This is a genomic window from Streptomyces sp. NPDC012835 (genome assembly GCF_042900885.1).
Lineage (GTDB): Bacteria > Actinomycetota > Actinomycetes > Streptomycetales > Streptomycetaceae > Streptomyces.
In genome coordinates this window covers 85,987-108,120 of sequence record NZ_JBIBBW010000002.1, presented here as the reverse complement: position 1 = coordinate 108,120, position 22,134 = coordinate 85,987, and the positions used below count along the sequence as shown (strand labels likewise).

Here is a 22,134-nt window from a genome sequence, read left to right as displayed (position 1 = left end):
CGTACGCAGCGATGCGTACACTCGTACACATGGGATACGGACTGCTGGCCGCGGCCATAGCGGCGGAGGTGGCCGGCACGACGGCCATGAAGTACAGCGAGGGCTTCACCAGGCTGTGGCCGTCGCTGCTGACGGTGGCGGGCTATCTGCTGGCGTTCGGCCTGCTCGCCCAGACCCTGAAGTCGCTTTCCGTGGGCACCGCGTACGCGATCTGGGCCGGTTCCGGTACGGCGCTCATCGCCGCCATCGGCATGATCTTCATGAACGAGTCGGCGAATCCGGTCAAACTGACGGGCCTCGCCCTGGTGATCGTGGGCGTCGTCGTCCTCAACCTCGGAGGAGCCCACTGATGACCCGTCGTTACGACCCCGAGCGGCGCCAGCGCATCATCGACGCGGCGATCCGGGTGGTCGGGCGCCGCGGTATCGCCGGGCTGAGCCACCGCACCGTCGCCAGCGAGGCCGATGTGCCGCTCGGTTCGACCACCTACCACTTCGCCTCGCTGGACGAGCTGCTGATCGCCGCGTTGCGGCAGGCCAACGAGGGCTTCGCGGCGGCCGTACGGGAGAGCGGCGTCTTCGCCGACCCCCGGTGCGACGTGCCCGGGGAGCTGGCGCGGCTCACCGGGGAGTGGCTGGCCGGCGACCGTACCGGTGTGGAGCTGGAGTACGAGCTGTATCTCGCCGCCCTGCGTAGGCCCGCGCTGCGCCCGGTGGCGGCCGAGTGGTGTTCCGGGGTCACCGAGGCGCTCGGCCCCCATACCGACCCGGTCACCGCGCGGGCGCTGGTGGCGCTGCTGGACGGTATCTGTCTCCAGGTGCTGCTGACGGGCTCGGTGTACGACGAGGCGTACGCCCGCGAGATGCTGGCGCGGGTGGCGTCGGGGGCCGGTGCGGGTGCGGGGAGCGGTGTGGGGGCGGGGGCGCGGGTGGAGGCGGATGACGCGTCCGCCTCCGGCGGTAGATTGACGGGATGAGCGTCCCGCCGCCCCCGTCCGTCCCGCCCGCCGGGCCCGTACCCCCGACCGGGCCCGCCGCGCGCACCGGCTCCGTACCGCCCCCCGGGCCCGAGATCACGTACGGCGAGTGCAGGCAGTGCGGCACGCTGATCGCCGGTCTCGACGGGCGCTACAGCTGCGGGGTCTGCGGCTGGGTGAACCACCATTCGGAGGGGCACGGTCCGCTGCCGCGCGCGGAGGACGACGTCGATCATGTGGTCGGCGGGTCCGACGACAACCGGCTGAGCTGACAACCGGCCGCGCGCCGGGCCCGTGTGCCGCGCGCCGTCGGGCCGTACGAGGCGGGGCGCCGCCGGGCCCGCGCGGGGTGCGGACCGCGCGGCGCCTGACCGTTCGGTACCCGCCCGGCACCTGAGACCGGTTGGCCCGCGCGGCGCCGGGAACGTTAGGTTCTGAGCATGACCGAGAAGACTTCTCCCCGCACCACCGGCGCCGTCGCCGCCGGCCTCGCCACCCTGACCGAGGACGGCACCGTCCTCGACACCTGGTACCCGTCGCCCGCGCTCTCCGCCGAGCCCGGCCCGGCCGGGACCGAGCGGCTGACCACCGAGCGGGCCGTGGAGCTGCTGGGCGAGGGCGCGGCCAAAGCCGTCGGCGCCGACGCGCGACGTGGGGTGGAGGTCGTCGCCGTCCGTACGGTCATCACCTCCCTCGACGACAAGCCGCTGGACGCGCACGACGCGTACCTGCGCCTCCACCTGCTCAGCCACCGCCTGGTCAAGCCGCACGGCCAGAGCCTCGACGGTCTCTTCGGCCTGCTCGCCAACGTCGCCTGGACCTCGCTCGGGCCGGTCCCGGTGGACGGGCTGGAGACCGTACGGCTCAACGCCCGCGCCGAGGGGCTGCACCTTCAGGTGACGTCGGTCGACAAGTTCCCCCGGATGACGGACTACGTGGCGCCCAAGGGCGTCCGTATCGCCGACGCCGACCGCGTGCGGCTCGGCGCGCACCTCGCCGAGGGCACGACCGTGATGCACGAGGGCTTCGTCAACTTCAACGCGGGCACGCTCGGCACCTCCATGGTCGAGGGCCGCATCTCCGCCGGCGTCGTCGTCGGTGACGGCTCCGACATCGGCGGCGGCGCTTCCACCATGGGCACCCTCTCGGGCGGCGGCACACAGCGCATCGTCATCGGCGAGCGCTGCCTGATCGGCGCCGAGGCCGGGGTGGGGATCGCGCTGGGCGACGAGTGCGTGGTCGAGGCGGGGCTGTACGTCACGGCGGGGACGCGGGTCACGCTGCCGGACGGCCAGATCGTCAAGGCGCGCGAGATGTCCGGTGCGAGCAACATCCTCTTCCGCCGCAACTCGGTCTCCGGCGCCGTCGAGGCGCGCCCGAACAACGCGGTCTGGGGCGGCCTCAACGACATGCTGCACAGCCACAACTGATCACGCGCGGGCGGGCGGTGGCGCTGTCCACGTCCGGGTCCACGTCCGGGTCCAGGCGCAGGGCCGGGGCCGGGTTCCGTCCGCGTCGCCGCGCTCACCGCCGCGGGTCCGCCGCCCGTCCTCGGCGGCCCGCCCGTCCCCAGCAGCCCGCCCGTCCCCAGCAGCCCGTCGACCGTCACCCGGTCGGCGGGCCGCGGTCGTTCGTGGGCCGGTGGCGTCCCCGCCGGCCTGTCGGCCGCCGTCGGTTTCCGGACAGGTTTCGGTGGCCGCTTCGGGCGGTTCGACACGATGAAGATCGGGCGCCTGTTCGGTATGCGGGAAGATGTTCCTACGGCACGGCGGGCGAGATCGGCGTCGGCGCGCCTACGCGCGGGTGGCGAGCGGTCGTATCGTACGGCTCGGTGGTGACCGTGCGGCCGGGGGCCGCGTGGCGATTCGCCGCCGGCGAGCGATCGGGCCCGGCGGACGACAGAGCACGGAACCGCCCGTGTGCCGCGGGAACTTCGGGGTAGGCGGGGAAGCCGGGGCGGGACTGTCAGTGGGTGCTGGTCCAATAGAGGACATGGGGGCATGGAGAAGCATGAACAGCGAATACGCCGACCACGGCGATGTGTTCCGGAGTGAACTCGACGCGCTGCGCGCGGCCTTCCCGCCGGAGCACTGTCTGCCACCGCTGGGCTGGGAGGGCGTGCGCGACTTCGAGCACGAGCACGGCATCGTGCTGCCCGAGCCCTACCGCACGCTGGTCGCGGAGATATGCGACGGCTGCCCGGAGGGGCCGGCCGATGTCGACGGACTGATACCCGTGGCGGCGCTGCCCGCCGACTGGGGGTGCGACCAGACGCAGCGCGTGCTGGCGAAGCCTTTTCCGCTCACCGAGGCATGGGTGTGGGAAGACGACCCCCGGCCGTACGAGGAGATAGAGCCGCTCATCGACGAGGTGTCCAACCACGGGAGCGTGGTGCTGGGCACCGACGGCAGCGGCATGTACTGGCACCTGGTCGTCACCGGCGCGCACCGGGGGCGTATCTGGAACATCAGCGATGTGGGCGCGGCGCCCTTCGGTGCCACGTTCGGGCACCGCACGGAGGGGGAGGGTTTCGCGGGCTGGGTGGCGCACTGGGCGACCACGCGCAGGCCCTGGTTCGACGTGGTGGTCTGAGGGGCGGCTCCGCCGGGTGTGCCCGGAGCGGTTGACCTCAACCGTGCTTCATCTTTGAGCATGGTGAGGGTCGGCGCACCACGGGGGTGCGCGCACCTCAGGAGGTACGCCATCATGTCCGTTCAGCTCACCACCGTCCCCGATCCCGCCAGATCCGGCGTCGGGGCGGTCATGGTCAGCACCTGGCGCCTGATGACGCCCGCGCGCCAGCGGGCCGCCGTCGAGGCCGTCTCCCGGGTCTGGCGCGCCCACGCGTGGCCGGACGCCGGGCTGCTCTCGTACAGCGTGGCCGTCGGGGAGGACGGCGAGACCCTGCTCAACTACACGCAGTGGAGCGACGCGGAGGTGCACCGGAGGTTCGCCCGCGCGTCGCGCGACGAGCGCGTGGCGGAGATCGACGCGGCGGTGCCGGACATCGAGCGTCTCGGACTGGGCCGGTACGAGCCGTACCGGAGCGCGCCGAGGACGCCGGGCGACACCCGGGTGCCCGGCTGCATCGTGATCGTGGAGGTGGAGTTCGACGACTCCGACCCCGCCAACCGGACGCGGTGGGTCGACGCCGTCCTGGAGGCACTGGCCACCGATTCGGGCCTGCCCCCCGGTGGGATCTCCGCGCACTTCCATCTCAGCACGGACGGGACGCGCGTACTCAACTACGCTGAGTGGGAGAGCGCGGAGGCGCATGTCGCCGCGCTCTGCGCACCGGGGGAGGGAGTCGGCGGGCCGACGGAGCAGTGGGCGCGGGTGCGGAACCACCCGGGTCTGAAGGGGAGCTCGGTGAAGCGGTACACCCCCGCGTTCTGCCTCGGCGAAGGCTGAGGCGCGGGCGCACGCGCGGGCTCGCGCGCGGGCGGGAGGCGGCGGACAGGGGGCCCGGTCGCCGGGTGCGGGACCGCATTCCGGCCAACCGGCCGAGGAATACCGGTATGAGGCTCTTGTCAAGGACATGAACCGGAAGGGAGGGGCCAAAAACGTCTACGCTGGGGGCCGCCTTGCCCTTCGTACGTCACAAGGAGACCCTCCAGATGCCCGGAGACCGCCCCACCCTGCCGCCGGTGCGACTGACCTCGGAGGCCGAACTGGCGCGGGACGCGCTGGCCGCTCCGCTGCTCGCCAGGGCGGTCCGCCTCGCCCGCTGGGCCGGTCCCGGCACCCGGGTCGGAGCCGGGGGCGAACTCGTCGACGAACAGCTGCCCGCCGCGGCGGAGGTCCTCGGACTCGGCGACACGGCGGACGGGCTGTCGGAGGGCGACGGCGAGGCGTACGCGAGCGAGGCGTGGCGGGTCGCGGTCGACACCGGGCTGGTCGCGGTCGAGGACCCGGACGAGGAGGCCCACGGCCGCTCCGACGAGGAGGACGGCACCGGACGCGTCGCCGAGGGAGAGCAGCTGGCGCTGGTCACCTCGGGCGGCCCCCGGGACATCCTCTCCCTCTGGCTGGACGCCCTGGACGTCGTCTTCGCCGACGCGACGGCGCCGGTCCTGGACGATCTGGCCGCCGTCATCGGTGAGGACGGCGAGATCGACTTCGAGTCGCTCGACTGGGACCCGGAGGAGGAGGCGGAGTTCCTGGAAGGCGTGCTCGGCAACCTCTACCTGCTGACCGTCGCCGAGAGCGGCGGGGTGGCCGAGGGGCCCGTACCGCTGCCCGTTCTCGCCGCTTCGATGATCGTTCCCGATGACATGGGGGAGCCCACCGACGACGTCCTGGAGCAGGTCTCCGAGGCGATGATGCGGCTGGACGACCAGTTCAGGCTGCTGGAACCGATCGGGCTCGTCTCGTACGTACCCGTCGACGAGGCGCTGATGACCGAGGACGGGGAGGAGCCGGCCGCGGGCGGCCCGGAGGGCGGCGACCGCTCCCTCTCCGCCGACGAGGAGGACATCTCGCGGTACGGGATGGTCCGGCTGACACCGCTGGGCCTCTACGGGATCAGGGCCCGGATGCTGGAGGCGGGCGTCGACGCGCCCGCCGTCGGCGATCTCGCGGACAAGGACGCGCACGCGCTCCTCGACGGCGTCGCGGGCTTCCCCGAGCTGTCGGCCCGCGCCGAGACCGAACAGTGGCTGGCCCGCCGCGCTCCCGCCGACGCCGCGCGGGACCTGCTGGCCGCCGCCCGCGGCACCGACCCCGGCGCGCCGCTGCGCCGCCTCCACTGCCAGCAGGCGCTCTCGCTCGTGGGCGCGGAGGCCGAGCCGGCGGTACGGGAGGTGCTGGACGACGCGGAGCTGGGCGGTCTGGCCCGGGTCTGGCTGGCCGAGCTGGGCGCGGCGGACGTGCCGCCGCCGCCCGAGTCGATGATCTTCTGGCTGGCCATCGACACCATCGCGGCGCAGCTGGACGCGGAGGGCGAACCGGACGAACTCCAGGACCTGGTGGAGGGCCTGGTCGGGCAGCACAGCGGTTTCTTCGAGGCGGCCTGGCGCGTGGACCACCCGGCCACGGCCGAGGTGCTGGAGGCGATGGGGCGGCTCCACCGGGACCGTACGGCGTCCAAGGACGCCCGGAAGGCGGCGTTCAAGGCGAGGTCGCGCGCGGGACGCTGAGGCGAGGTCGCGCAGGGGAACGAAGGCGCGGTCGCGCGCGGGCGCCGAGGTCGCGCGGGGCACGGAGAGGGGGCGGCCGGCCGGCCGCCGGGAGCCGCGGAGGGACGGGCTTCCGGGGGCCGGGCCGGAGCCCGGGGGGCCGGTGGGGCGGCCGGGGCGAGGGTAAAGAATTCACTCGTAGGCCCCCGTGGAAGGGGTGACGGGGCGGCTCTTGGTTGATCGGGCATGGCGCGGCAGCCCTCATTGGGCGCATACTCAAAGTAATGACAAAGTCAGCCGGATCCCGGCGCCACCTGCCGTCCAGTCCCTTCAACCGCCAGGCCCCGGCCTCACCCCCGCCCGAGCAGTTCGATGTGGGAGACCGTGTCTCCCATGATCAGTTCGGGTTGGGGAGAGTCGTCGGAGTCGAGGGCGAACACGCCGTGCTCATCGATTTCGCGGGGCGCCAGGGGAGGATCCTGAGCCCCTTCTCCAAACTGACCAAGCTCTGAAGCCCGCCCCGGAGCCAGGGCGTGCTGCCCCGGTAGGCCGAGCCCCTGGGATTCACACCGCGGACCGTCAGGACCCGTGGCGGCCCAGGGGCATCGCGCCGTGTGCGGCCCCGTCGCCCGGTCGGGCGATCGCCTCCGTCACGGCCTCTGCCGCGTCACGGGCTCGCTCCCCGTCACGGACGCCTCGTACTCCTTCGCGGACTGCGCCGCGTCACAGGCTCTTCGCCGCGGGCTTCACCATCCCCCGTACCGTCCGGGACTTGACGAACTCGCCCATGGCCGTCATCTCCCACTCGCCGGAGAACTGACGGATCAGCTTCGCCATCATGACGCCGGTCTGCGGCTCGGTGCCGGTCAGATCGAAGCGCACCAGCTCCTCGTCGGTGGCCGCGTCGACCAGCCGGCAGTACGCCTTGGCGACCTCGGTGAACTTCTGGCCCGAGAAGGAATTGACCGTGAAGACCAGCCCGGTCGCCTCCGGGGGGATCCGGCCGAGGTCGACCACGATCACCTCGTCGTCGCCCGCGCCCTCGCCGGTGAGATTGTCACCCGAGTGCTTGATCGCTCCGTTGAGGATGGACAGCTTGCCGAAGTAGCAGCTGTCCACGTGGTCGCGCCCGGGGCCGTAGGCGATGACGGAGGCGTCGAGGTCGATGTCGCCGCCGCGGAACGCGGGCTCCCAGCCGAGGCCCATCTTGACCTGGCTGAGCAGCGGGCGGCCCGCCTTGACCAGCGACACCGTCTCGTTCTTCCGGAGGCTGACGCGGCCCTTGTCCAGATTGATCTTGCCACTGCCGGGCGCGGCCGCCGGCGCGGGCGGGGCGACCGGCGGGGCGAGTGAGGGCGCCGGGGCCTGCGGGACGGCCGCCGGGGCGGGGGCGGGCTCCTCGACCGAGACGCCGAAGTCGGTGGCGATGCCCGCCAGTCCGTTCGCGTATCCCTGGCCGACCGCCCGGGCCTTCCAGGCGCCGTTGCGCAGATAGACCTCCACGATCACCAGGGCGGTCTCGGTGCCGAGGCGGGGCGGGGTGAAGGTGGCCAGCGCGGCGCCGGTGGCGGCGTCACGGATGGTGGCGGTGGGCTCGACGCCCTGGAAGCTCTGGCCCGCCTCGTCCGGGCTCGCCGTGACGACGATCTTCTCGATGCCGGCCGGGAGGGCCGCCGTGTCGATGACGATCGCGTCGGGCGCGCCGCCGCCTCCCGAGCGGTAGCTCACGCCGGGGCCCGCCGGCTGGTTGTAGAAGATGAAGTCGTCGTCCGAGCGCACCTTGCCGTCACCGGTGAGCAGCAGGCCCGACACGTCGAGCCGCACGGGTGCGGCGACGTCCACCGCCACATGGGCGGTGGGGAGGGGGATGTTCGAGCCTGGGGTCATTGCTGTCATGCCGCGTGTAACGAACAGCCCGGCTTTGCCGTTCCCTTACCCGGCCGCGTCTTCCCCCTCCCGGCTTTTCCCCGGTCCTTCCCCGGGTTTTCCCCGGTCCTTCCCCCGGTCAGTGCGGCCATCGCGGCGGGTCGGTGACGAACGAGCCGCCCAGGTACGCGTGGTCCGGGTGGCGGGACGGGTCCAGTTCGCCCTGGGCCGCGAGGAGTTTCTCCGCGTACTGCTCGGAGTCGTCCCGGGGTTCGTACCCCAGCGCCCGCGCACTCGTCAGGTCCCACCAGAGCCGGGTGTTGGCCGAGGAGCCGTACACGATGCTGTGGCCCACGTCCGGCGCGGTGAGCGCGGCGTGGAAGAGGCGGGCGCAATCCCCGGGGCTCAGCCAGATCGAGAGCATGCGGACCGAGGTGGGCTCCAGGAAGCAGGAGCCGATGCGCACGGAGACGGTCTCCTGGCCGTACTTGTCCCAGTAGAACTGGGACAGGTCCTCGCCGAAGCACTTCGAGAGCCCGTAGAACGTGTCGGGACGGTGCGGGGTCCCGACCGGGATGAGCGGATCGCCGCCCTCCGGGCGGGGGGTGAAGCCGACGGCGTGGTTGCTGGACGCGAAGACCGTCCGGCGCACCCCTTCGGCGCGGGCCGCCTCGTAGAGGTTGTACGTGCCCTCGATGTTGGCACGCAGGATCTTGTCGAAGGAGGCTTCCAGCGAGATGCCCGCCAGGTGGATGATCCCGTCGACCCCCCGTACGGCCTCGCGCAGCGCGTCGCGGTCCGCGAGATCGGCGGTGACGGCGTCCGGCTCGCCCTCGACGGGGACGGCGTCGAGGAGTCGCAGCTCGTAGCCGTACGCGGGCAACAGCCCCCGCATCAGGGTGCCGAGGCCCCCGGCGGCGCCGGTCAGCAGGACGGTGCGGGGTGCGGGCATGGGGTGTCTCCTCGGCGGCTCGGATCCGCGCCCGTATCCGCCCGAACGCGGCTCATATGCGCAGCTGTCATTCACATGCGTGGACAAGGTAAGGAGAGAGGCGAACCCTCGTCAAGTACCCCGTGACAGGGGAGAATCGGTCCGGGAGTCGCGGTTTCGCGTCTTGACCGGCCCCGAGACGCTGCCTTAGCGTGCGATGTTCAGGGATATGGACATCGATCACCATCGTGCACGAGTGGTCAGCCGCTCGCCGCACGGCCAGGGAGCGCCCGTGACCTCAGCCCCGCTCGCCGCCCGGCTCACCCGGGTGGCCGGGCCGCTGTTCTTCCCCGTCACCGCCTACGGACGGGACGGCGGCCTGGACACGGCCGCCTTCCGCGCGCACGTACGACGCGGGGTCGAGGCGGGAGCCGCCGCTGTCTTCGCGTGCTGCGGCACCGGCGAGTTCCACGCCCTGACCCCCGAGGAGTTCCGCGACTGCGTCGCCGCCGCCGTCGAGGAGACCGCGGGCCGGGTCCCCGTCGTCGCGGGCGCGGGCTACGGCACGGCGCTCGCGGTCCGCTACGCACGGGCCGCCGAGGAGGCCGGCGCCGACGGGCTGCTCGCCATGCCGCCGTACCTCGTCGTCGCCGACCAGCGGGGGCTGCTGCGCCACTACACCACGCTGGCCACCGCCACCTCGCTGGAGACCATCGTCTACCAGCGCGACAACGCCGTCCTCACCCCGGAGACCGTCGTCGCGCTCGCCGGCGTCGAGTCCATCGCCGGTCTCAAGGACGGCCACGGCGACCTGGAACTGACGCAGCGCATCGTCAGCGCCGTACGCACCGAGCGGCCCGGCCGGGACTTCCTCTTCTTCAACGGCCTGCCCACGGCCGAACTCACCGCTCTCGCCTACCGGGGGCTCGGGATCACCCTCTACTCCTCGGCCGTCTTCTGCTTCGTCCCCGAGATCGCCCTCGCCTTCCACCGGGCCCTGACCACCGGCGACGACACGACCGTCAACCGGCTGCTGGACGGCTTCTACCGCCCGCTGGTCGAACTGCGGTCCAAGGGCAAGGGATACGCCGTCTCGCTCGTCAAGGCGGGCGTCAGAATGGGCGGGCTCGACGTGGGCGAGGTGCGGCCGCCGCTGAGCGAGCCGGACCCGGCGCACATCGAGGAGCTCGCCGGGATCGTCGAACGGGGCCGCGCCCTGCTCGCGTCGCCGCCCGCCGGCGACGGACGGGACCCCGCGAGCGCCGGCACATGACCCCGGACGGCGGAGATCCGCATGTACCCCCGAGCGGCGGAGATCCGCATGTACCCCCGAACGGCAAGGAGACCGGCGCGTGAAGACCTCGGTGTTTCTCTACCCCTGGGACGTGGTGGGGGACCCCGGCGCCGCCGCCCGGGTCGCTGACCTCGGCGTGCGGCAGGTCACCCTCGCCGCCGCCTACCACTCCACCCGCGCGCTGACCCCGCGCCATCCGCGCCACCGCGTCGTCACCGCCGAGTACGCCGCCGTCCTCTACCCGCCGGACCCCGCGCGCTGGGCGCACCACCCCATGCGCCCCCACCCGGCGGGCGACTGGGCACCGGGCGACGCGTACGGCGAGGCGGCCGAGGCGCTGGCCGCCGCCGGTCTCGACGTGCACAGCTGGGTCGTCCTCGCGCACAGCTCCCGCCTCGGAGCCGAGCACCCGGACACCTCCGTGGTCAACGCGTACGGCGACCGCTACCCCTGGGCCCCCTGCGTCGCCCGGCCCGCCGTCGCCGCGTACCTCGTGGAGCTGGCGGCCGAGGCGGCGGTACGCCCCGGAGCGCGGGGAGTGGAGCTGGAATCCTGCGGCTGGTACGGGTTCGCGCACCTGCACGCCCACGACAAGACCGGCGGCGTCGCGCTCGGTGACGCGGCGCGTTACCTGATGTCGCTCTGCTTCTGTTCCGTCTGCCGGGAGGGATACGCCGGGCTCGGCGGGGACCCGGACCGACTGGCCGACGCGGTACGGCGTGCGCTGGCGCCCGGCTGGGCCACCGGCTCAGCCGAGGCCGGATGGACGGCTGTCGAGAAGCTCATCGGAGCGGACCTCGCCGCGCTCGCCGCCGACTGGCGCGGCGGGGCGGCCCGCAGGCTCCAGGAGTCGGCGGTCGCCGCGGTACGGGCCGAGGCGCCGCCCGGCTTCCAGGTGCTGCTGCACGCCGACCCCGCCCCGTACCGCACCGGGGCCAACGCCGGAGTGGACCCGGCGCACATCCTGGGCGTCGCTGACGGTGTCGTCCTGCCCTACGCCGGAGGCGCGGCCGAGGCGATGCTCGGCCCCTTCGCGGACCACAGGCGTGCGGCGTCCGTACTCGCCGCCAACCTCGGCGTCGTCAAGGGGATGGGCGGCGATCCCGACGTCCTCGCCACGGACGCGGCACGGGCGAAGGCGCTCGGCGCGACCGAACTGCGGCTGTACCACGCGGGCCTGGCCTCGGACACCGACCTGGCGGCCGTCCGGGACGCGCTGGCGCAGTTGGCCGGTTAGGACGGGGGCCGGGCGGGCGGGCCCGGCTGCCCGGGCTCCGTCGACCGGGTCGATCGGCCGTCTCCCGCCGCCCGGAGGCGGTCCGGCACGGCGCCTCAGCCGTCCAGTTCCTCCCTGGCGCGCCGGGACGGGCGGAAGACGTACAGATCGAGGATGGGGGGCGGCTCGGCGAGACCGGGGCCGCCCGCCCGTATCCACGCCGTGATGTCGGCGGTGGCGTCGGGATCGTTGACCAGGCCCAGCCAGACGGGCCGGCCACCGGCCGCCCGCCCGGCGGCGGACGGCTGGACGACGATGACATTGGCGTGTTCGCAGGCGTCCAGGCAGGGCACCGGGCGGACCCGGGCGACATCGTCCAGCGACCGGCGCAGTCGCGCGAGTTGGGCCGGGTGATCGATGCCGGGGATCTTCGGGGTGCCGCAGCAGCAGCCTCGGCAGACCGTGACAGTGGGCCGGGGAGCTCCCGGGGCGCGGTGGGACGGGGAGCGACGACTCATGACGGCAGGCTACCCGCGCCGGGGTGACGCCCCTCCGCCTCCAGCTCCCCTGTCAGCCGCTCCAGCACCGCGCGGGCCGCCGTCAGTTGGGCCGCCGAGGCGGGGGCCGCCGCCGACGGGAAACCCTCGGGCAGTTCGTCCAGTACCGCCGTGTGGATCGCCGCCCGGCGGGCGTACCGTCCCGCGGCCGGCAGTCCGAAGAGGGCCGCGACCAGCCGGTCGGCGGCCTCCGTCGAGTGCACCGCGTCCCAGGCGGCCCGTTCGGGGCCCGCGCTGTGCGGAGCGGTCGGCGGGGTGCGGCGCAGTTCCGCCGTGGCGGGGGTGTCGAGCGCGGGCCTGCCGTCGGCGCCGGTGGTGATGGCCACGCCGTAGTCGCGCGCGGCGGCCCGCTCGGTGACCAGCGCGCGGCGTACGTCGGCGAGCACGGCCACCGGGTCGCGGGTCCACGGGTCGCCGTAGCCGCCCGCGCCCGAGGTGCGCAGGGTGACCGTGTCGCCCTTGCGCAGGGGCACCATGTCGATCTTCCCGTGGCGCCGCTCGTCGTCCCGGCCCTCGTTGACGACCAGTTCGGCGGGGACGCCGGGGCCGCCGCCCGCCGCGCCCCACGGGCGGAAGCGCATCCGCTCCAGGCCGCGGGCGAGCAGCCGGGAGTCGTCGCCGAGGATCCGGAAGACGAGTTCGAGGCCGCAGCCGCCGCGCCAGCGGCCCGGGCCGCCGGAGTCGGGGCGCAGCGCGTAGCGGACGATCTCCGCGCCGATCTCCGTCTCGACGGTCTCCACCGGGTTGTTGGCCAGGTTGGAGATGCCGCTGTCGCGCCCGTCCACCCCGTCCGCGCCCTCCCGCGCACCGGTGCCGCCGACCATGGGCTCCAGCACCTGGACGTTCTGTCCGCCGCCCGCCGTGTTCTCGGCGACGACGACGGGGACGACGAGGCCGCTGCTCGCGGCGGGCATCACCTCGGGCGCCGCCAGGCCGAGCGCCCCGGCGAGCGCGTCGTTGACCCGCGACGCGGTGGCGTGCCGGATGCCCACGGCGGCGGGCGCCGAGGCGTTGACGACCGACCCCTCGGGGGCGGTGACGGTCACCGGCCTGATCAGGCCGCCGTTGAGCGGGATCGCCGGGTCGAGGGTGCAGATCAGCGCCAGCACCCGGGTGGTGATCCAGGCGTGCGCCCGCCCGTGGCTGGCGATGTTGAAGGCCGCCGCGACCTGCGGGTCGGTACCGGTGAAGTCGAGGTGCAGCGCGCCCCGGTCGAGGGTGGCGGCGACGGAGATACGGACCGGTACGGGGGAGACGGCGTCGTCGTCCAGATAGTCGGTGAACCGGTAGGTGCCGTCGCGCAGCCCGGCGAGCGCCGCCCGCGCCTTCCGCGCGGTGTACTCCACCAGGTCCGTGTGGGCGGCGGCGACCTCGGCCGCGCCGTGCCGCTCGATCACCCGGGCCAGCCGCTCACGGCCGGTGCGCAGCGCGGCGAGCATGGCGCGCAGATCGCCGTCGTTGGCCTCGGGCGTGCGGCTGTTCGCGGCGAGCAGGGCGGCGATGTCGCGGCTGGGCTCACCGGCCCTCACCAGCTTGACCGGCGGTATCCGCAGGCCCTCCTGGTAGATCTCGTGGTTGGTCGGCGCGAGGCTGCTGGGCACCCGCCCGCCGATGTCGGAGCAGTGGATGAACGCCCAGCCGTAGCCCGCGATCGCGCCCTCGTGGAAGTACGGCTCGATGAGCTGGATGTCCGGCAGATGGGTGGCGAGACCGCCCGAGGTGTACGGGTCGTTGGTGATGATGACGTCGCCCGGCTCCAGCGGCCCCACCCGCTCGACGGCGGTGCGCACGTCGAGGCCGACGAAGCCGGAGACGCCGATGCCGCGCGGGTACGCGGTGAAGCGGCCGTCGGGCCCGGCGAGCGCGCAGCAGAAGTCGGCGGTCTCCTTGACGTACAGGGAGCGGCTGGTGCGCTGGAGGGTGAGGCACATCTCCTCGGTCAGCGCGCCGAGCTTGTTGCCGATGATCTCCAGGGTGACCGGGTCGAGCTTCATGGGCGGGTGCGTCCTTGCCGTTGCGTGCCGTTGCGGGCGTGCGGGTGGGTGCTGTTCAGGAGTGGGTGAGGCGGAGGTTGCCGAGCGCGTCGACCCCGGCCGTCCACCTCGGCGGCACCAGCACGGTGGTGTCGTCCTGCTCGACCACGGCCGGCCCCGTCAGGGCCTGCCCGGGGCGCAGCGCGTCGCGCCGGTGCACCTCGGCGGTGACCCGTCGTCCGGCGAGCAGGACCGTACGGTGCCCGGTCGGGGCGGGCGGCTCCGTGCGCGCGGTGACCGGCGCCGCCGCCGGTACGATCTCGGGCCCCGCCGAACTGATGGCGAGGCGCGCGGTGCCCAGGCCGATGGCGGCGTCGGTGTCGCGGAAGCCGTAGAGCCGCTCGTGCTCGGTGTGGAACGCCTCGCGCAGCGCGTCCTGCGTGAGCGGCGAGGGGAGCGGCACCCGCAGTTCGTACGCCTGCCCCCGGTAACTCATGTCGGCGGCCGGGATCAGCTCGGGCGTACCGGCGGCCGGCCCCTGCCCGGCGAGCCAGCCTCGGGCCTGTTCCTCCAGACCGGCCAGGACGGTGCGCAGGGCGGCGACCGAGGTGTCGTCCAGCTCGCGGCGCAGACTGCGCGCGAAGTCCCGGCGCAGGTCGGCGCCCACCGCGCCGAGCGCGCAGAAGGTGGCGGCGGTCGGCGGGACGACGATCTCGCGGATGCCGACCTCCTCGGCCAGCACGGCGGCGTGGGTGGGGCCCGCGCCGCCGAACGGTACGAGGGTGAACTCGGCCGGGTCCAGGCCGCGTCCGGCCAGCGTCTTCTGGAGTTCCACGGCCATCCCGGCGGTGGCGACGCGCAGCGCGCCGTCGGCCGCGCGGTCCGCTCCCGTACCCGTGTCGCCGTCGGCTGCCTCGGAGCCGAAGCCGAGCCCCTCGGCCACCTCGCCCAGGGCGCGGGCGGCGGCGGGCGCGTCCAGGGTCATCCGGCCGCCGAGGAAGGTCGCCGGGTCGATGATCCCGGTGTGCAGATAGCAGTCGGTGACGGTCGGGCGGGTGCCGCCCCGGCCGTAGGCGACCGGCCCCGGCGCCGCTCCCGCGCTCTCGGGGCCGACCTTCAGCACCCCGTGCTCGTCCGCCCGTACGACCGAGCCGCCGCCCGCGCCGATGGCGCTCACCGCGACCACGGGCAGGATCAGCGGCAGCCCGCCGATGGTGGTGTGGGTGGCGAACTCCGGCTCGCCGTCGACGGCCACCGCGATGTCGCTGCTGGTGCCGCCCATGTCGAAGGTGACGAGGCGGGAGATCCCGGCGGCCCGGCCCAGGCGGGTGGCGGCCGTGACCCCAGCCGCCGGACCCGACAGCACGGTCTCGATGGGCCGCTCGACCGCCGAACGCAGGCTGAGCGAGCCGCCGTTGGAGGCGGCGATATAGACGGGAGCGGTCACGCCGAGCCCGTCGAGCAGCGTTTCGAGCCGGTCGAAGTAACGCCGCATCAGCGGCTGGATGTAGACGTTGAGGCAGGTGACCAGCGCCCGCTCGAACTCGCGCACCTCCGGCCAGATCGCCGCCGACGACGTCAGCGGCATCGCCGGCAGCAGCGCGCCGAGCCGCCGCGTCACCTCCGCCTCGAACGCCGGATCGGTGTGCCCGTGCAGCACGAGTACGGCGGCGGCCTCGGCCCCGGTGGCGGCCAGCTCCTCGGCCACGCGCGCCAGTTCGGCGTCGCTGGGGGTGCGGACCGCGCGCCCGTCGGGTCCGAGCCGGGCGGGGATCTCCACGATCCGGTCCCGGGGGACGAGCGGTTCCTCCTTCGCGGCGTGCAGATCGAAGGAGGACGGCATCCGGCTGCGCCCGATCTCCAGGATGTCCCGGTACCCCTCGGTGACGACCAGGGCGATCCGGGCGCCGCGCCGCTGGATGATCGCGTTCAGCCCGATCGTGGTGCCGTGCGTGACCGACGCCAGGTCGGCGGCGTGCAGCCCCGCCCGGTCGAGTACGGCGGCGATGCCGTCGGCGACCGCGCGGGCCGGGTCGTCGGGTGTGCTCGGCTCCTTGTGGTGCAGCAGCCCGCGCGGGTCGCCGGGCAGCGCGAGGACGAAGTCCGTGAACGTACCGCCCACGTCGATCCCGACACGGGCGCGCGGGGTCGCGGCGGTGGGGTCAGTGGGCATGGTCAGAGCACCTCGGAGAAGTTGGTGAACCGGTCGACCGCCACCAGGACCAGCACGCTGGCGAGCATCAGCAGGGTGGAGACGGCGGCCACGGACGGATCGAGCTGGAACTGCACGGCGGAGAAGATCCGTACCGGCACGGTGGTGGTGTTCGACCCGGACACCAGCGCGGAGACCGCGACCTCGCCCAGCGAGGTGACGGCGGCGAAGACCGCGCCCGCGAGGATGCCCGGCCGCAGCAGCGGCAGGGTGACCGTGAGGAACGTACGGACCCGGCCGGCGCCGAGGGTGGCCGCGGCCCGCTCCAGGGTCGGATCGAGGGCCTGCGCGCTGACCATCACCGTACGGATCACGAAGGGCAGCGCCACCAGGGAGTGCGCCAGCCACAGTCCGGGCAGGGTGTTGACCAGGCCGAGGCCCTGGAAGTAGTAGAGCAGCCCCAGCGCGATGATGATCTCGGGCACCATCAGCGGCGCCAGCGCCAGCCCGGAGAGCACCCCGCGCCCGGGGAAGTCGCCGCGCACCAGCCCGTAAGCGGCGAGCGTGCCGATGGTGACGGTGGTGAGGACCACCAGCAGCACCAGCACGCCGCTGAGCCGGAACGAGACCAGCCAGTCGGGGGACGAGAGCACCTCGCCGTACCAGCGCAGGGACAGCCCCTTCGGCGGGAAGCTCAGCGAACTGGTGGAGTTGAGCGAGCTGAGCGCCAGCACGGCGAGCGGCGCCAGCAGGAAGGCGAAGACGGCGGCGGCGGGCAGTCCGGCGGCGATCCGCCCGGCGCGGCGCAGCGCGCGCGGCCCGCGCGAGGTGTCAGCCATGGAGTCTCCGTTCCCAGAAGCGGAAGCCGGTACCGAGCGCGGAGACGCCCAGCAGGGTGAGCAGCAGCAGAGTGAGGCTGAGCGCCGCCGCCACCGGATAGTCGAAGACGCTGGTGATCTGCGAGTAGACCCGCAGTCCCGCCAGCGGCTGGTTGGCCCCGCCGACCAGCAGCGGCGTGATGTAGATGCCCATGGCCAGCGGGAAGACCACGGTGGCGCCGACCGCGATGCCGGGAAGGCTGAGCGGCACCGTGACCTTCCAGAAGGTACGGACAGGGCCGGCGCCCAGGCTCCGCGAGGCGCGGCGCAGATTGTCGTCGATCCCGCCCAGCGCGGTGGTCAGCGGCAGGATCGCGAACGGCAGCATGACGTGCACGACCGAGACGACCACCACGACATAGCTGGTCAGCAGGCGCGCGGGCTGATCCAGCAGACCGAGCCCGACCAGGACGCGGTTCACCGCGCCGTTCGCGGAGAACAGCACCACCCAGCCGTAGCTGCGCACCACGACACTGGTCAGCAGTGGTGAGACGACCGCCACGAACAGCAGGGTGCGCACCACTCCCTTGCGGGCCCGGGACAGGGCGTAGGCGGCGGGGAAGCCGAGCAGTACGCACAGGGCGGTCACCAGCAGCGCGGTGCCCAGGCTGTGCCACAGGGCCTCGGAGAAGAACGACTCGGTGAAGACCCTGCGGTACTGCACGAAGGAGTAGCCGTCGAGGGGATAGCCGTTCGCGTCCACCGGGTGGAGGCTGAGCGCGAACACCCGCACCAGCGGCACCACGAACAGGGCCAGCAGGAACACCACGACGGGGGTGACGGGCAGCAGCCCGCGCACCCCGTAGCGCTTGCGGCCGGACCGGGCCGGGCCCTTCCCGCCGCCCTTCCCGCCGCTCTCCCCTGCGGTCTTCCCGGCGGGGGCGGTCGTGGGCGCGCTCATGCGGCCGGCTTCCGGAGCAGCGGCGCGTCCTCGGGGAGGTCGCCGAGGCGGATGACGTCGTCGGGGGCCCAGCCGAAGGACACCGGGGCGCCCACGGCCGGCGGTTCCTGCGCCGTGCGGGCGTTGATCGCGACGCCTTCCGCGACGACGATCTGCGCCTGCCACGCCTCACCGGTGAAGGCCCGGTAGCCGACGATCCCGGAGCCGCGACGGGCGCTTGCGCCGGGGAACGCGTCCGGGCCCGCCGTCGCGTCGGTGTCCGTGTCCGTTTCCTTATCCGCGTCACCGGCGGGCGCCACCACGACCCGCTCGGGCCGTACGGCGAGGGTGACCGGCACGCCGTGCCGCAGCGAGGCCAGGCCCGAGTCGAGCCGGGCCCCGCCCACGACGAGCGATCCGTCGGCGGCGCCCACGCCCTCCAGGATGTTGGCCGCGCCGATGAACTCGGCGACGAAGCGGGTCGCCGGGGTCCGGTAGACCTCGGTGGGCGAGCCGAGCTGCTCGACCCGGCCGCCGTTCATCACGGCGATCCGGTCGGACAGCGACATGGCCTCCTCCTGGTCGTGCGTGACGAAGACCATCGTGATGCCGAGCCGCTGCTGAAGCTCCCGCAGCTCCACCCGCATCTCCCGGCGCAGCTTCGCGTCCAGGTTCGACAGCGGCTCGTCGAGCAGCAGCACGGCCGGCCGGGTGGCCAGCGCCCGCGCCACGGCGACGCGTTGCTGCTGGCCGCCCGAGAGCTGTCGGGGCCGGCGGCCCGCGTACTGCTCCAGACCGACGAGGCGCAGCGCCTCGGTGACCCGTTCGTCCCGCTCGGCGCGCTCCACCCGCCGCACCTTCAGGCCGTACGCGACATTGTCGGCGACGGTCATGTGCGGGAAGAGCGCGTAGTTCTGGAAGACCAGGCCGAGGCCCCGCCGGTGGGTCGGGACATCGGTGAGATCCACGCCGTCCAGCGTGATCCGGCCCCCGGTGGGGCGTACGAATCCGGCCAGGCTGTTGAGCAGCGTCGTCTTGCCGCAGCCGCTCGGGCCGAGGATCGACAGGAACTCGCCGCGCCGGATGGACAGCCGGTCGACGTCGAGCACCCGCTGGCCCTCGTACCCGGCGGCGAGGGAGTCGATCTCGATGTGCGGGGTGGTCGGGGCGGTCGGGTTCCGCGGGGCCGGCGGTTCGCCGGCCGCCGCACGGTCGCTGGTGGTCACTGTGGGGTTCTCGCTCACTTGAAGATCTGGTTCCAGCGCTGCTGCCACTCGTTGAGCTTCGGAGTGGCGGTCTTGTAGTCGACCCAGGTGAACTTCTTGTAGACGTCCTCGCCGTACTTCACCTTGGCCTTGAAGTCGGGGGCGTAGTCGATGGTGTCGTTGCCCGCGCCGTAGAAGGTGCCCTCGGCGAACGGCTTCTGGTGCTCGGCGGAGGAGAGGTGGTCCAGGAACTTGTAGGCCGCCGCCGTGTGCGTCGAGCCCTTCGGCACGTAGTACGAGGTCAGCGCGCCGACCGCGCCGGAGGCTGGATAGGTGAAGCCGATCGGCTGCCCCTCCTGCTCCATGGCGAAGGCGCGGCCGTCCCAGAACGGGACGATCCAGGCGTCGCCGTTCTGCAGGACCGTGGAGACACTGCCCGCGTCCGCCGGGTAGGAGGAGACGCAGTTCTTCAGCTGGGCGAGCTTCTCGAACCCCTTGTCGACATCGGCGGGGTCGGACAGCTTGCCGCCGTCCTGGGAGACCAGCGCGGAGAAGAACTCCAGACCCGCGTTGTACGTCAGCGGCGGCAGCGCGACATGACCGCAGTACTTCTTGTCGAAGATGTCGGTCCAGTCCTGGGGCGCCTGCTTGATCTTGTCGGTGCGGTAGAGCAGCCCGTTGGAGCCGGTGGTCAGCGGCACGCCGTACGACGATCCGTCGACGGTCGACTGCTGGGTGAGCACCGGGTCGAGCTGCTTCCAGTTGCTCAGGTCGCCTGTCTTCAGCGGCTGGAGGAGCCCGCCGCCGACCGCCTGGTGCAGCGAGCCGGGGGTGAGGGCCACGACGTCGAACGGCGCGTTCCTGCCGCCCGCGGCGCGCAACTTGGTGACCCAGTCGGAGTCGGCGCCGTAGACGAGGTTCACCTTGATACCGGTGTCCTTCTCGAACGGCTCGACGAAGGACTTCTTGAACAGGTCGCCCCATGCCCCCGCGAACGCGGTGACGGTGATCTGCTCGCCCTTGCCGTCCGACGAACCGCTGCCGGAGGAGGAGCCGCCGCCCGTGTCGACCCCGCAGCCGGCCACGGCGGTCAGGACGGTGGCGGTGCCGGCCGAGGCGAGGGCCAGCAGATATCCGCGCCTGCGGGCGCGGGCGGGGCGGGGCAGGACAGATCTCATGAGGGAGAACTCCTCCGTGCGGTGAGTGAGAACGGCGACGGCCGCGCATGCCGAAGCCGGATCGGGAGCCATGAGGCACGAGGGACGCGAGGGGCGGAAAGCGCTGCTCGCGGTGTCATCTCGTACTCCCGTCATCAGGTCCAGGACCTGGCCGACAGGTCCGCGCTTGCTCCCGGCACATCGGTGTGCGTGCGGAGCCGTGTCATCACCCGGGGCACCCCACCGCAGAAGGAGGGTTGCCGCTCAGCAAGCCGGGGCTTGTCGCTGAGACTCGTGACGCCGAAAAAGTAACACTGATTTCGGCCAACCCAAAGATGACCTGGATCACACGAAGTGATCCAGGTCGGGGGATGGTTGTGCCAAGTTGTGTGGAGAAAATGGGTGGGATCGGTTATTTCAGAGCCGCCGCCATCATCTTCTGAGCGATCGGCGCGGCCAGTCCGTTGCCGCTGACCTCCGAGCGCGCCGCGCCCGAGTCCTCCACCACGACCGCGACCGCCACCTCCTTGTCACCGGACGCGTCCTTCGCGTACGAGGTGAACCAGGCGTACGGCGTCCCGTCGTTGGCCACGCCGTGCTGGGCGGTGCCCGTCTTGCCGCCCACCTCGGCGCCCGCGATCCGCGCGTTGGTCCCCGTACCGTCCTCCACCACCGTCACCATCGCGCTGCGCAGCTGTGCGGCCGTGGCCGAGGAGACGATCCGGGTGGTGTCCCCGTCCTGGTACGACCGCACCGTGCCGCCGCCGCCGTCCACGACCTTCGACACCATGTGCGGCGCGGCGAGCAGCCCGTCGTTCGCCAGCGCCGCCGAGACCATCGCCATCTGGAGCGGGGTGGCGGTCACGTCGAACTGGCCGATACCCGTCAGTGCCGTCTGGGCGTCGTCCATGCCCGTCGGATACACGCTCCGCGAGGCGCGCACCGGCACGTCCTGCTCGGTGTCGTTGAAGCCGAACTTCTCCGCCGTCGCCCGGATCTTCGACTGCCCCAGCTGATCGGCCATCTTCGCGAAGACGGTGTTGCAGGAGTAGCGCAGGGCGGTACGGATGGTGGCGTTCTCGCACGGCGCCGAGGCGTTCTCGTTGCGCAGGACCGTGCTGGTGTGCGGCAGTGTGTAGGGGGTGGGGCTGTCCGTCCTCTCGTCGACCGAGCCGTACAGCCCGTCCTCCAGCGCCGCCGCCGCGACGACCAGCTTGAACGTCGAACCGGGCGGCAGCGGCTGGCGCAGCGCGCGGTTGACCATCGGCTTGTCGGCGTCGCCGGTCAGCCGCTGCCACGCGGCGCCGTCCGTCGTCCCGCTGATCTTCGTCGGGTCGTACGAGGGGGTGCTCACCACCGCGAGCACCCGGCCGGTCTTCGGGTCGATCGCGACGGCCGCGCCCTTGTTGTCGCCCAGCGCCGCGTATCCGGCCCGCTGGACCGAGGGGTCGATCGTCGTCAGGACGGAGCCGGGCTCGGTCTGTTCGCGGGTGAGCGCGCCGAGCGGGTTCTTCAGCCGGGTGTCCGTCCCGTCGAGCACGTCCTTGTAGATGCCCTCCAGCTGGGTGGAGCCGTACGCCTGCGAGCTGTAGCCGGTGACGGGCGCGTAGAGCGCGCCGTCGGTGTAGGTCCGCTTGTACGCCAGGTCGCCGCTGTCCGTCTTCGCGGAGCCGGTGACCGGCGAACCGGCCACGACGATGTCGCCCTGCGGCTGCGCGTACTGGGCGATGATGTTCCGCCGGTTGTACGTGTCGTCCGCGAGGGCCTTCGCCTCGTACACCTGCACCCAGGACGCCCGCACCATGAGGGCGAGCACCAGCGCCAGGCAGATGACCGCTGTGTGTCTGATCGTCTTGTTCATCCCGAAGAAGGGACGAGCGGCGCGGGGGCGGGCGTTCCCCCGCGCCGGGCTTCTCAGGATTTCCTCATCCG

Annotated in this window: 20 protein-coding genes and 1 riboswitch; of the genes, 10 read left to right on the top strand and 10 right to left on the bottom strand. The window is 73.0% G+C overall.

The genetic code is table 11. The features are described from left to right. Positions 1-29 precede the first annotated feature (29 nt). The 8 genes from ACFY6S_RS08000 to ACFY6S_RS07965 all read left to right on the top strand — a co-directional run bounded on the left by ACFY6S_RS08000 (position 30) and on the right by ACFY6S_RS07965 (position 6,605). Positions 30-350, top strand: a complete 321-nt coding sequence (locus tag ACFY6S_RS08000) for a DMT family transporter (RefSeq protein WP_388820152.1) — start codon at positions 30-32, stop codon at positions 348-350. Then, complete coding sequence (locus ACFY6S_RS07995) at positions 350-976, top strand: TetR/AcrR family transcriptional regulator (protein WP_388820149.1); 627 nt, start codon at positions 350-352, stop codon at positions 974-976. Before ACFY6S_RS08000 ends, ACFY6S_RS07995 begins: the two co-directional genes overlap by 1 nt. Next, positions 973-1,248: a hypothetical protein gene (locus ACFY6S_RS07990; protein ID WP_388820146.1), complete on the top strand. Its 276-nt coding sequence runs from the start codon at positions 973-975 to the stop codon at positions 1,246-1,248. Before ACFY6S_RS07995 ends, ACFY6S_RS07990 begins: the two co-directional genes overlap by 4 nt. Before the next feature lie 168 nt (positions 1,249-1,416). After that, entirely contained in the window at positions 1,417-2,406 is a 990-nt protein-coding gene (gene dapD, locus ACFY6S_RS07985; protein ID WP_388820143.1) for a 2,3,4,5-tetrahydropyridine-2,6-dicarboxylate N-succinyltransferase, read from the top strand. Between the two features lie 580 nt (positions 2,407-2,986). Beyond that, the gene (locus tag ACFY6S_RS07980; protein ID WP_388820140.1) at positions 2,987-3,568 is read left to right on the top strand and encodes an SMI1/KNR4 family protein; all 582 of its coding nucleotides are present in this window, start codon (positions 2,987-2,989) and stop codon (positions 3,566-3,568) included. Positions 3,569-3,682: 114 nt separating this feature from the next. Beyond that, a complete protein-coding gene (locus ACFY6S_RS07975) occupies positions 3,683-4,387 on the top strand; it encodes an antibiotic biosynthesis monooxygenase (protein WP_388820138.1) in 705 nt (234 codons plus the stop codon). A gap of 206 nt (positions 4,388-4,593) precedes the next feature. Continuing rightward, positions 4,594-6,114 (top strand): hypothetical protein, encoded by a 1,521-nt coding sequence (locus ACFY6S_RS07970; protein ID WP_388820136.1) that lies wholly within the window; start codon positions 4,594-4,596, stop codon positions 6,112-6,114. A gap of 263 nt (positions 6,115-6,377) precedes the next feature. Continuing rightward, a complete protein-coding gene (locus tag ACFY6S_RS07965) occupies positions 6,378-6,605 on the top strand; it encodes a hypothetical protein (RefSeq protein ID WP_388820133.1) in 228 nt (75 codons plus the stop codon). 211 nt (positions 6,606-6,816) lie between these two features. Here the strand turns inward: ACFY6S_RS07965 and ACFY6S_RS07960 are convergent, their stop codons facing one another. Both ACFY6S_RS07960 and ACFY6S_RS07955 read right to left on the bottom strand, forming a co-directional pair. Next, positions 6,817-7,989 carry a TerD family protein gene (locus ACFY6S_RS07960; RefSeq protein ID WP_388820130.1) on the bottom strand — a complete coding sequence of 391 codons (1,173 nt, stop codon included), beginning with the start codon at positions 7,987-7,989 and terminating at the stop codon, positions 6,817-6,819. A gap of 109 nt (positions 7,990-8,098) precedes the next feature. Beyond that, positions 8,099-8,911, bottom strand: coding sequence for an NAD-dependent epimerase/dehydratase family protein (locus ACFY6S_RS07955; RefSeq protein ID WP_388820126.1), 813 nt, complete (start codon positions 8,909-8,911; stop codon positions 8,099-8,101). A gap of 271 nt (positions 8,912-9,182) precedes the next feature. Between ACFY6S_RS07955 and ACFY6S_RS07950 the strand changes: the two genes are divergently transcribed. Next, the gene (locus ACFY6S_RS07950; RefSeq protein ID WP_388820123.1) at positions 9,183-10,163 is read left to right on the top strand and encodes a 5-dehydro-4-deoxyglucarate dehydratase; all 981 of its coding nucleotides are present in this window, start codon (positions 9,183-9,185) and stop codon (positions 10,161-10,163) included. A gap of 79 nt (positions 10,164-10,242) precedes the next feature. Next, a complete protein-coding gene (locus ACFY6S_RS07945; protein ID WP_388820120.1) occupies positions 10,243-11,421 on the top strand; it encodes a hypothetical protein in 1,179 nt (392 codons plus the stop codon). A gap of 95 nt (positions 11,422-11,516) precedes the next feature. On the opposite strand, the gene ACFY6S_RS07940 is transcribed toward ACFY6S_RS07945, so the two are convergent. From ACFY6S_RS07940 to ACFY6S_RS07905, 8 genes are all read right to left on the bottom strand, one after another. Then, positions 11,517-11,918 carry a (2Fe-2S) ferredoxin domain-containing protein gene (locus ACFY6S_RS07940; RefSeq protein ID WP_388820117.1) on the bottom strand — a complete coding sequence of 134 codons (402 nt, stop codon included), beginning with the start codon at positions 11,916-11,918 and terminating at the stop codon, positions 11,517-11,519. Continuing rightward, positions 11,915-13,951 (bottom strand): hydantoinase B/oxoprolinase family protein, encoded by a 2,037-nt coding sequence (locus ACFY6S_RS07935; RefSeq protein ID WP_388820113.1) that lies wholly within the window; start codon positions 13,949-13,951, stop codon positions 11,915-11,917. Before ACFY6S_RS07935 ends, ACFY6S_RS07940 begins: the two co-directional genes overlap by 4 nt. A gap of 55 nt (positions 13,952-14,006) precedes the next feature. Further along, a complete protein-coding gene (locus tag ACFY6S_RS07930; protein WP_388820110.1) occupies positions 14,007-16,103 on the bottom strand; it encodes a hydantoinase/oxoprolinase family protein in 2,097 nt (698 codons plus the stop codon). A 2-nt stretch (positions 16,104-16,105) separates the two neighbouring features. Next, the gene (locus ACFY6S_RS07925) at positions 16,106-16,921 is read right to left on the bottom strand and encodes an ABC transporter permease (RefSeq protein WP_388820107.1); all 816 of its coding nucleotides are present in this window, start codon (positions 16,919-16,921) and stop codon (positions 16,106-16,108) included. Further along, on the bottom strand, positions 16,914-17,861 hold the full coding sequence (locus ACFY6S_RS07920; protein WP_388820104.1) for an ABC transporter permease: 948 nt from the start codon (positions 17,859-17,861) through the stop codon (positions 16,914-16,916). The genes ACFY6S_RS07925 and ACFY6S_RS07920 overlap by 8 nt, the downstream gene beginning before the upstream one ends. Beyond that, the gene (locus tag ACFY6S_RS07915) at positions 17,858-19,066 is read right to left on the bottom strand and encodes an ABC transporter ATP-binding protein (protein WP_388820102.1); all 1,209 of its coding nucleotides are present in this window, start codon (positions 19,064-19,066) and stop codon (positions 17,858-17,860) included. The genes ACFY6S_RS07920 and ACFY6S_RS07915 overlap by 4 nt, the downstream gene beginning before the upstream one ends. Positions 19,067-19,080: 14 nt before the next feature. Next, positions 19,081-20,223, bottom strand: coding sequence for a PotD/PotF family extracellular solute-binding protein (locus ACFY6S_RS07910; RefSeq protein ID WP_388820099.1), 1,143 nt, complete (start codon positions 20,221-20,223; stop codon positions 19,081-19,083). A 157-nt stretch (positions 20,224-20,380) separates the two neighbouring features. Next, positions 20,381-20,502: riboswitch (SAM riboswitch) on the bottom strand. 112 nt (positions 20,503-20,614) lie between these two features. After that, a complete protein-coding gene (locus ACFY6S_RS07905; protein WP_388820096.1) occupies positions 20,615-22,063 on the bottom strand; it encodes a penicillin-binding transpeptidase domain-containing protein in 1,449 nt (482 codons plus the stop codon). Between the last annotated feature and the right edge of the window lie 71 nt (positions 22,064-22,134).

What these genes read in the sequence shown, in the direction of transcription:
- ACFY6S_RS07905 (WP_388820096.1), bottom strand. Translation starts at nt 22,063, where the DNA reads ATGAACAAGACGATCAGACACACAGCGGTCATCTGCCTGGCGCTGGTG.
- ACFY6S_RS07960 (WP_388820130.1), bottom strand. Translation starts at nt 7,989, where the DNA reads ATGACAGCAATGACCCCAGGCTCGAACATCCCCCTCCCCACCGCCCAT.
- ACFY6S_RS07920 (WP_388820104.1), bottom strand. Translation starts at nt 17,861, where the DNA reads ATGAGCGCGCCCACGACCGCCCCCGCCGGGAAGACCGCAGGGGAGAGC.
- ACFY6S_RS08000 (WP_388820152.1), top strand. Translation starts at nt 30, where the DNA reads ATGGGATACGGACTGCTGGCCGCGGCCATAGCGGCGGAGGTGGCCGGC.
- ACFY6S_RS07910 (WP_388820099.1), bottom strand. Translation starts at nt 20,223, where the DNA reads ATGAGATCTGTCCTGCCCCGCCCCGCCCGCGCCCGCAGGCGCGGATAT.
- ACFY6S_RS07995 (WP_388820149.1), top strand. Translation starts at nt 350, where the DNA reads ATGACCCGTCGTTACGACCCCGAGCGGCGCCAGCGCATCATCGACGCG.
- ACFY6S_RS07970 (WP_388820136.1), top strand. Translation starts at nt 4,594, where the DNA reads ATGCCCGGAGACCGCCCCACCCTGCCGCCGGTGCGACTGACCTCGGAG.
- ACFY6S_RS07940 (WP_388820117.1), bottom strand. Translation starts at nt 11,918, where the DNA reads ATGAGTCGTCGCTCCCCGTCCCACCGCGCCCCGGGAGCTCCCCGGCCC.
- ACFY6S_RS07955 (WP_388820126.1), bottom strand. Translation starts at nt 8,911, where the DNA reads ATGCCCGCACCCCGCACCGTCCTGCTGACCGGCGCCGCCGGGGGCCTC.
- ACFY6S_RS07925 (WP_388820107.1), bottom strand. Translation starts at nt 16,921, where the DNA reads ATGGCTGACACCTCGCGCGGGCCGCGCGCGCTGCGCCGCGCCGGGCGG.
- ACFY6S_RS07930 (WP_388820110.1), bottom strand. Translation starts at nt 16,103, where the DNA reads ATGCCCACTGACCCCACCGCCGCGACCCCGCGCGCCCGTGTCGGGATC.
- ACFY6S_RS07990 (WP_388820146.1), top strand. Translation starts at nt 973, where the DNA reads ATGAGCGTCCCGCCGCCCCCGTCCGTCCCGCCCGCCGGGCCCGTACCC.
- dapD (WP_388820143.1), top strand. Translation starts at nt 1,417, where the DNA reads ATGACCGAGAAGACTTCTCCCCGCACCACCGGCGCCGTCGCCGCCGGC.
- ACFY6S_RS07965 (WP_388820133.1), top strand. Translation starts at nt 6,378, where the DNA reads ATGACAAAGTCAGCCGGATCCCGGCGCCACCTGCCGTCCAGTCCCTTC.
- ACFY6S_RS07975 (WP_388820138.1), top strand. Translation starts at nt 3,683, where the DNA reads ATGTCCGTTCAGCTCACCACCGTCCCCGATCCCGCCAGATCCGGCGTC.
- ACFY6S_RS07935 (WP_388820113.1), bottom strand. Translation starts at nt 13,951, where the DNA reads ATGAAGCTCGACCCGGTCACCCTGGAGATCATCGGCAACAAGCTCGGC.
- ACFY6S_RS07980 (WP_388820140.1), top strand. Translation starts at nt 2,987, where the DNA reads ATGAACAGCGAATACGCCGACCACGGCGATGTGTTCCGGAGTGAACTC.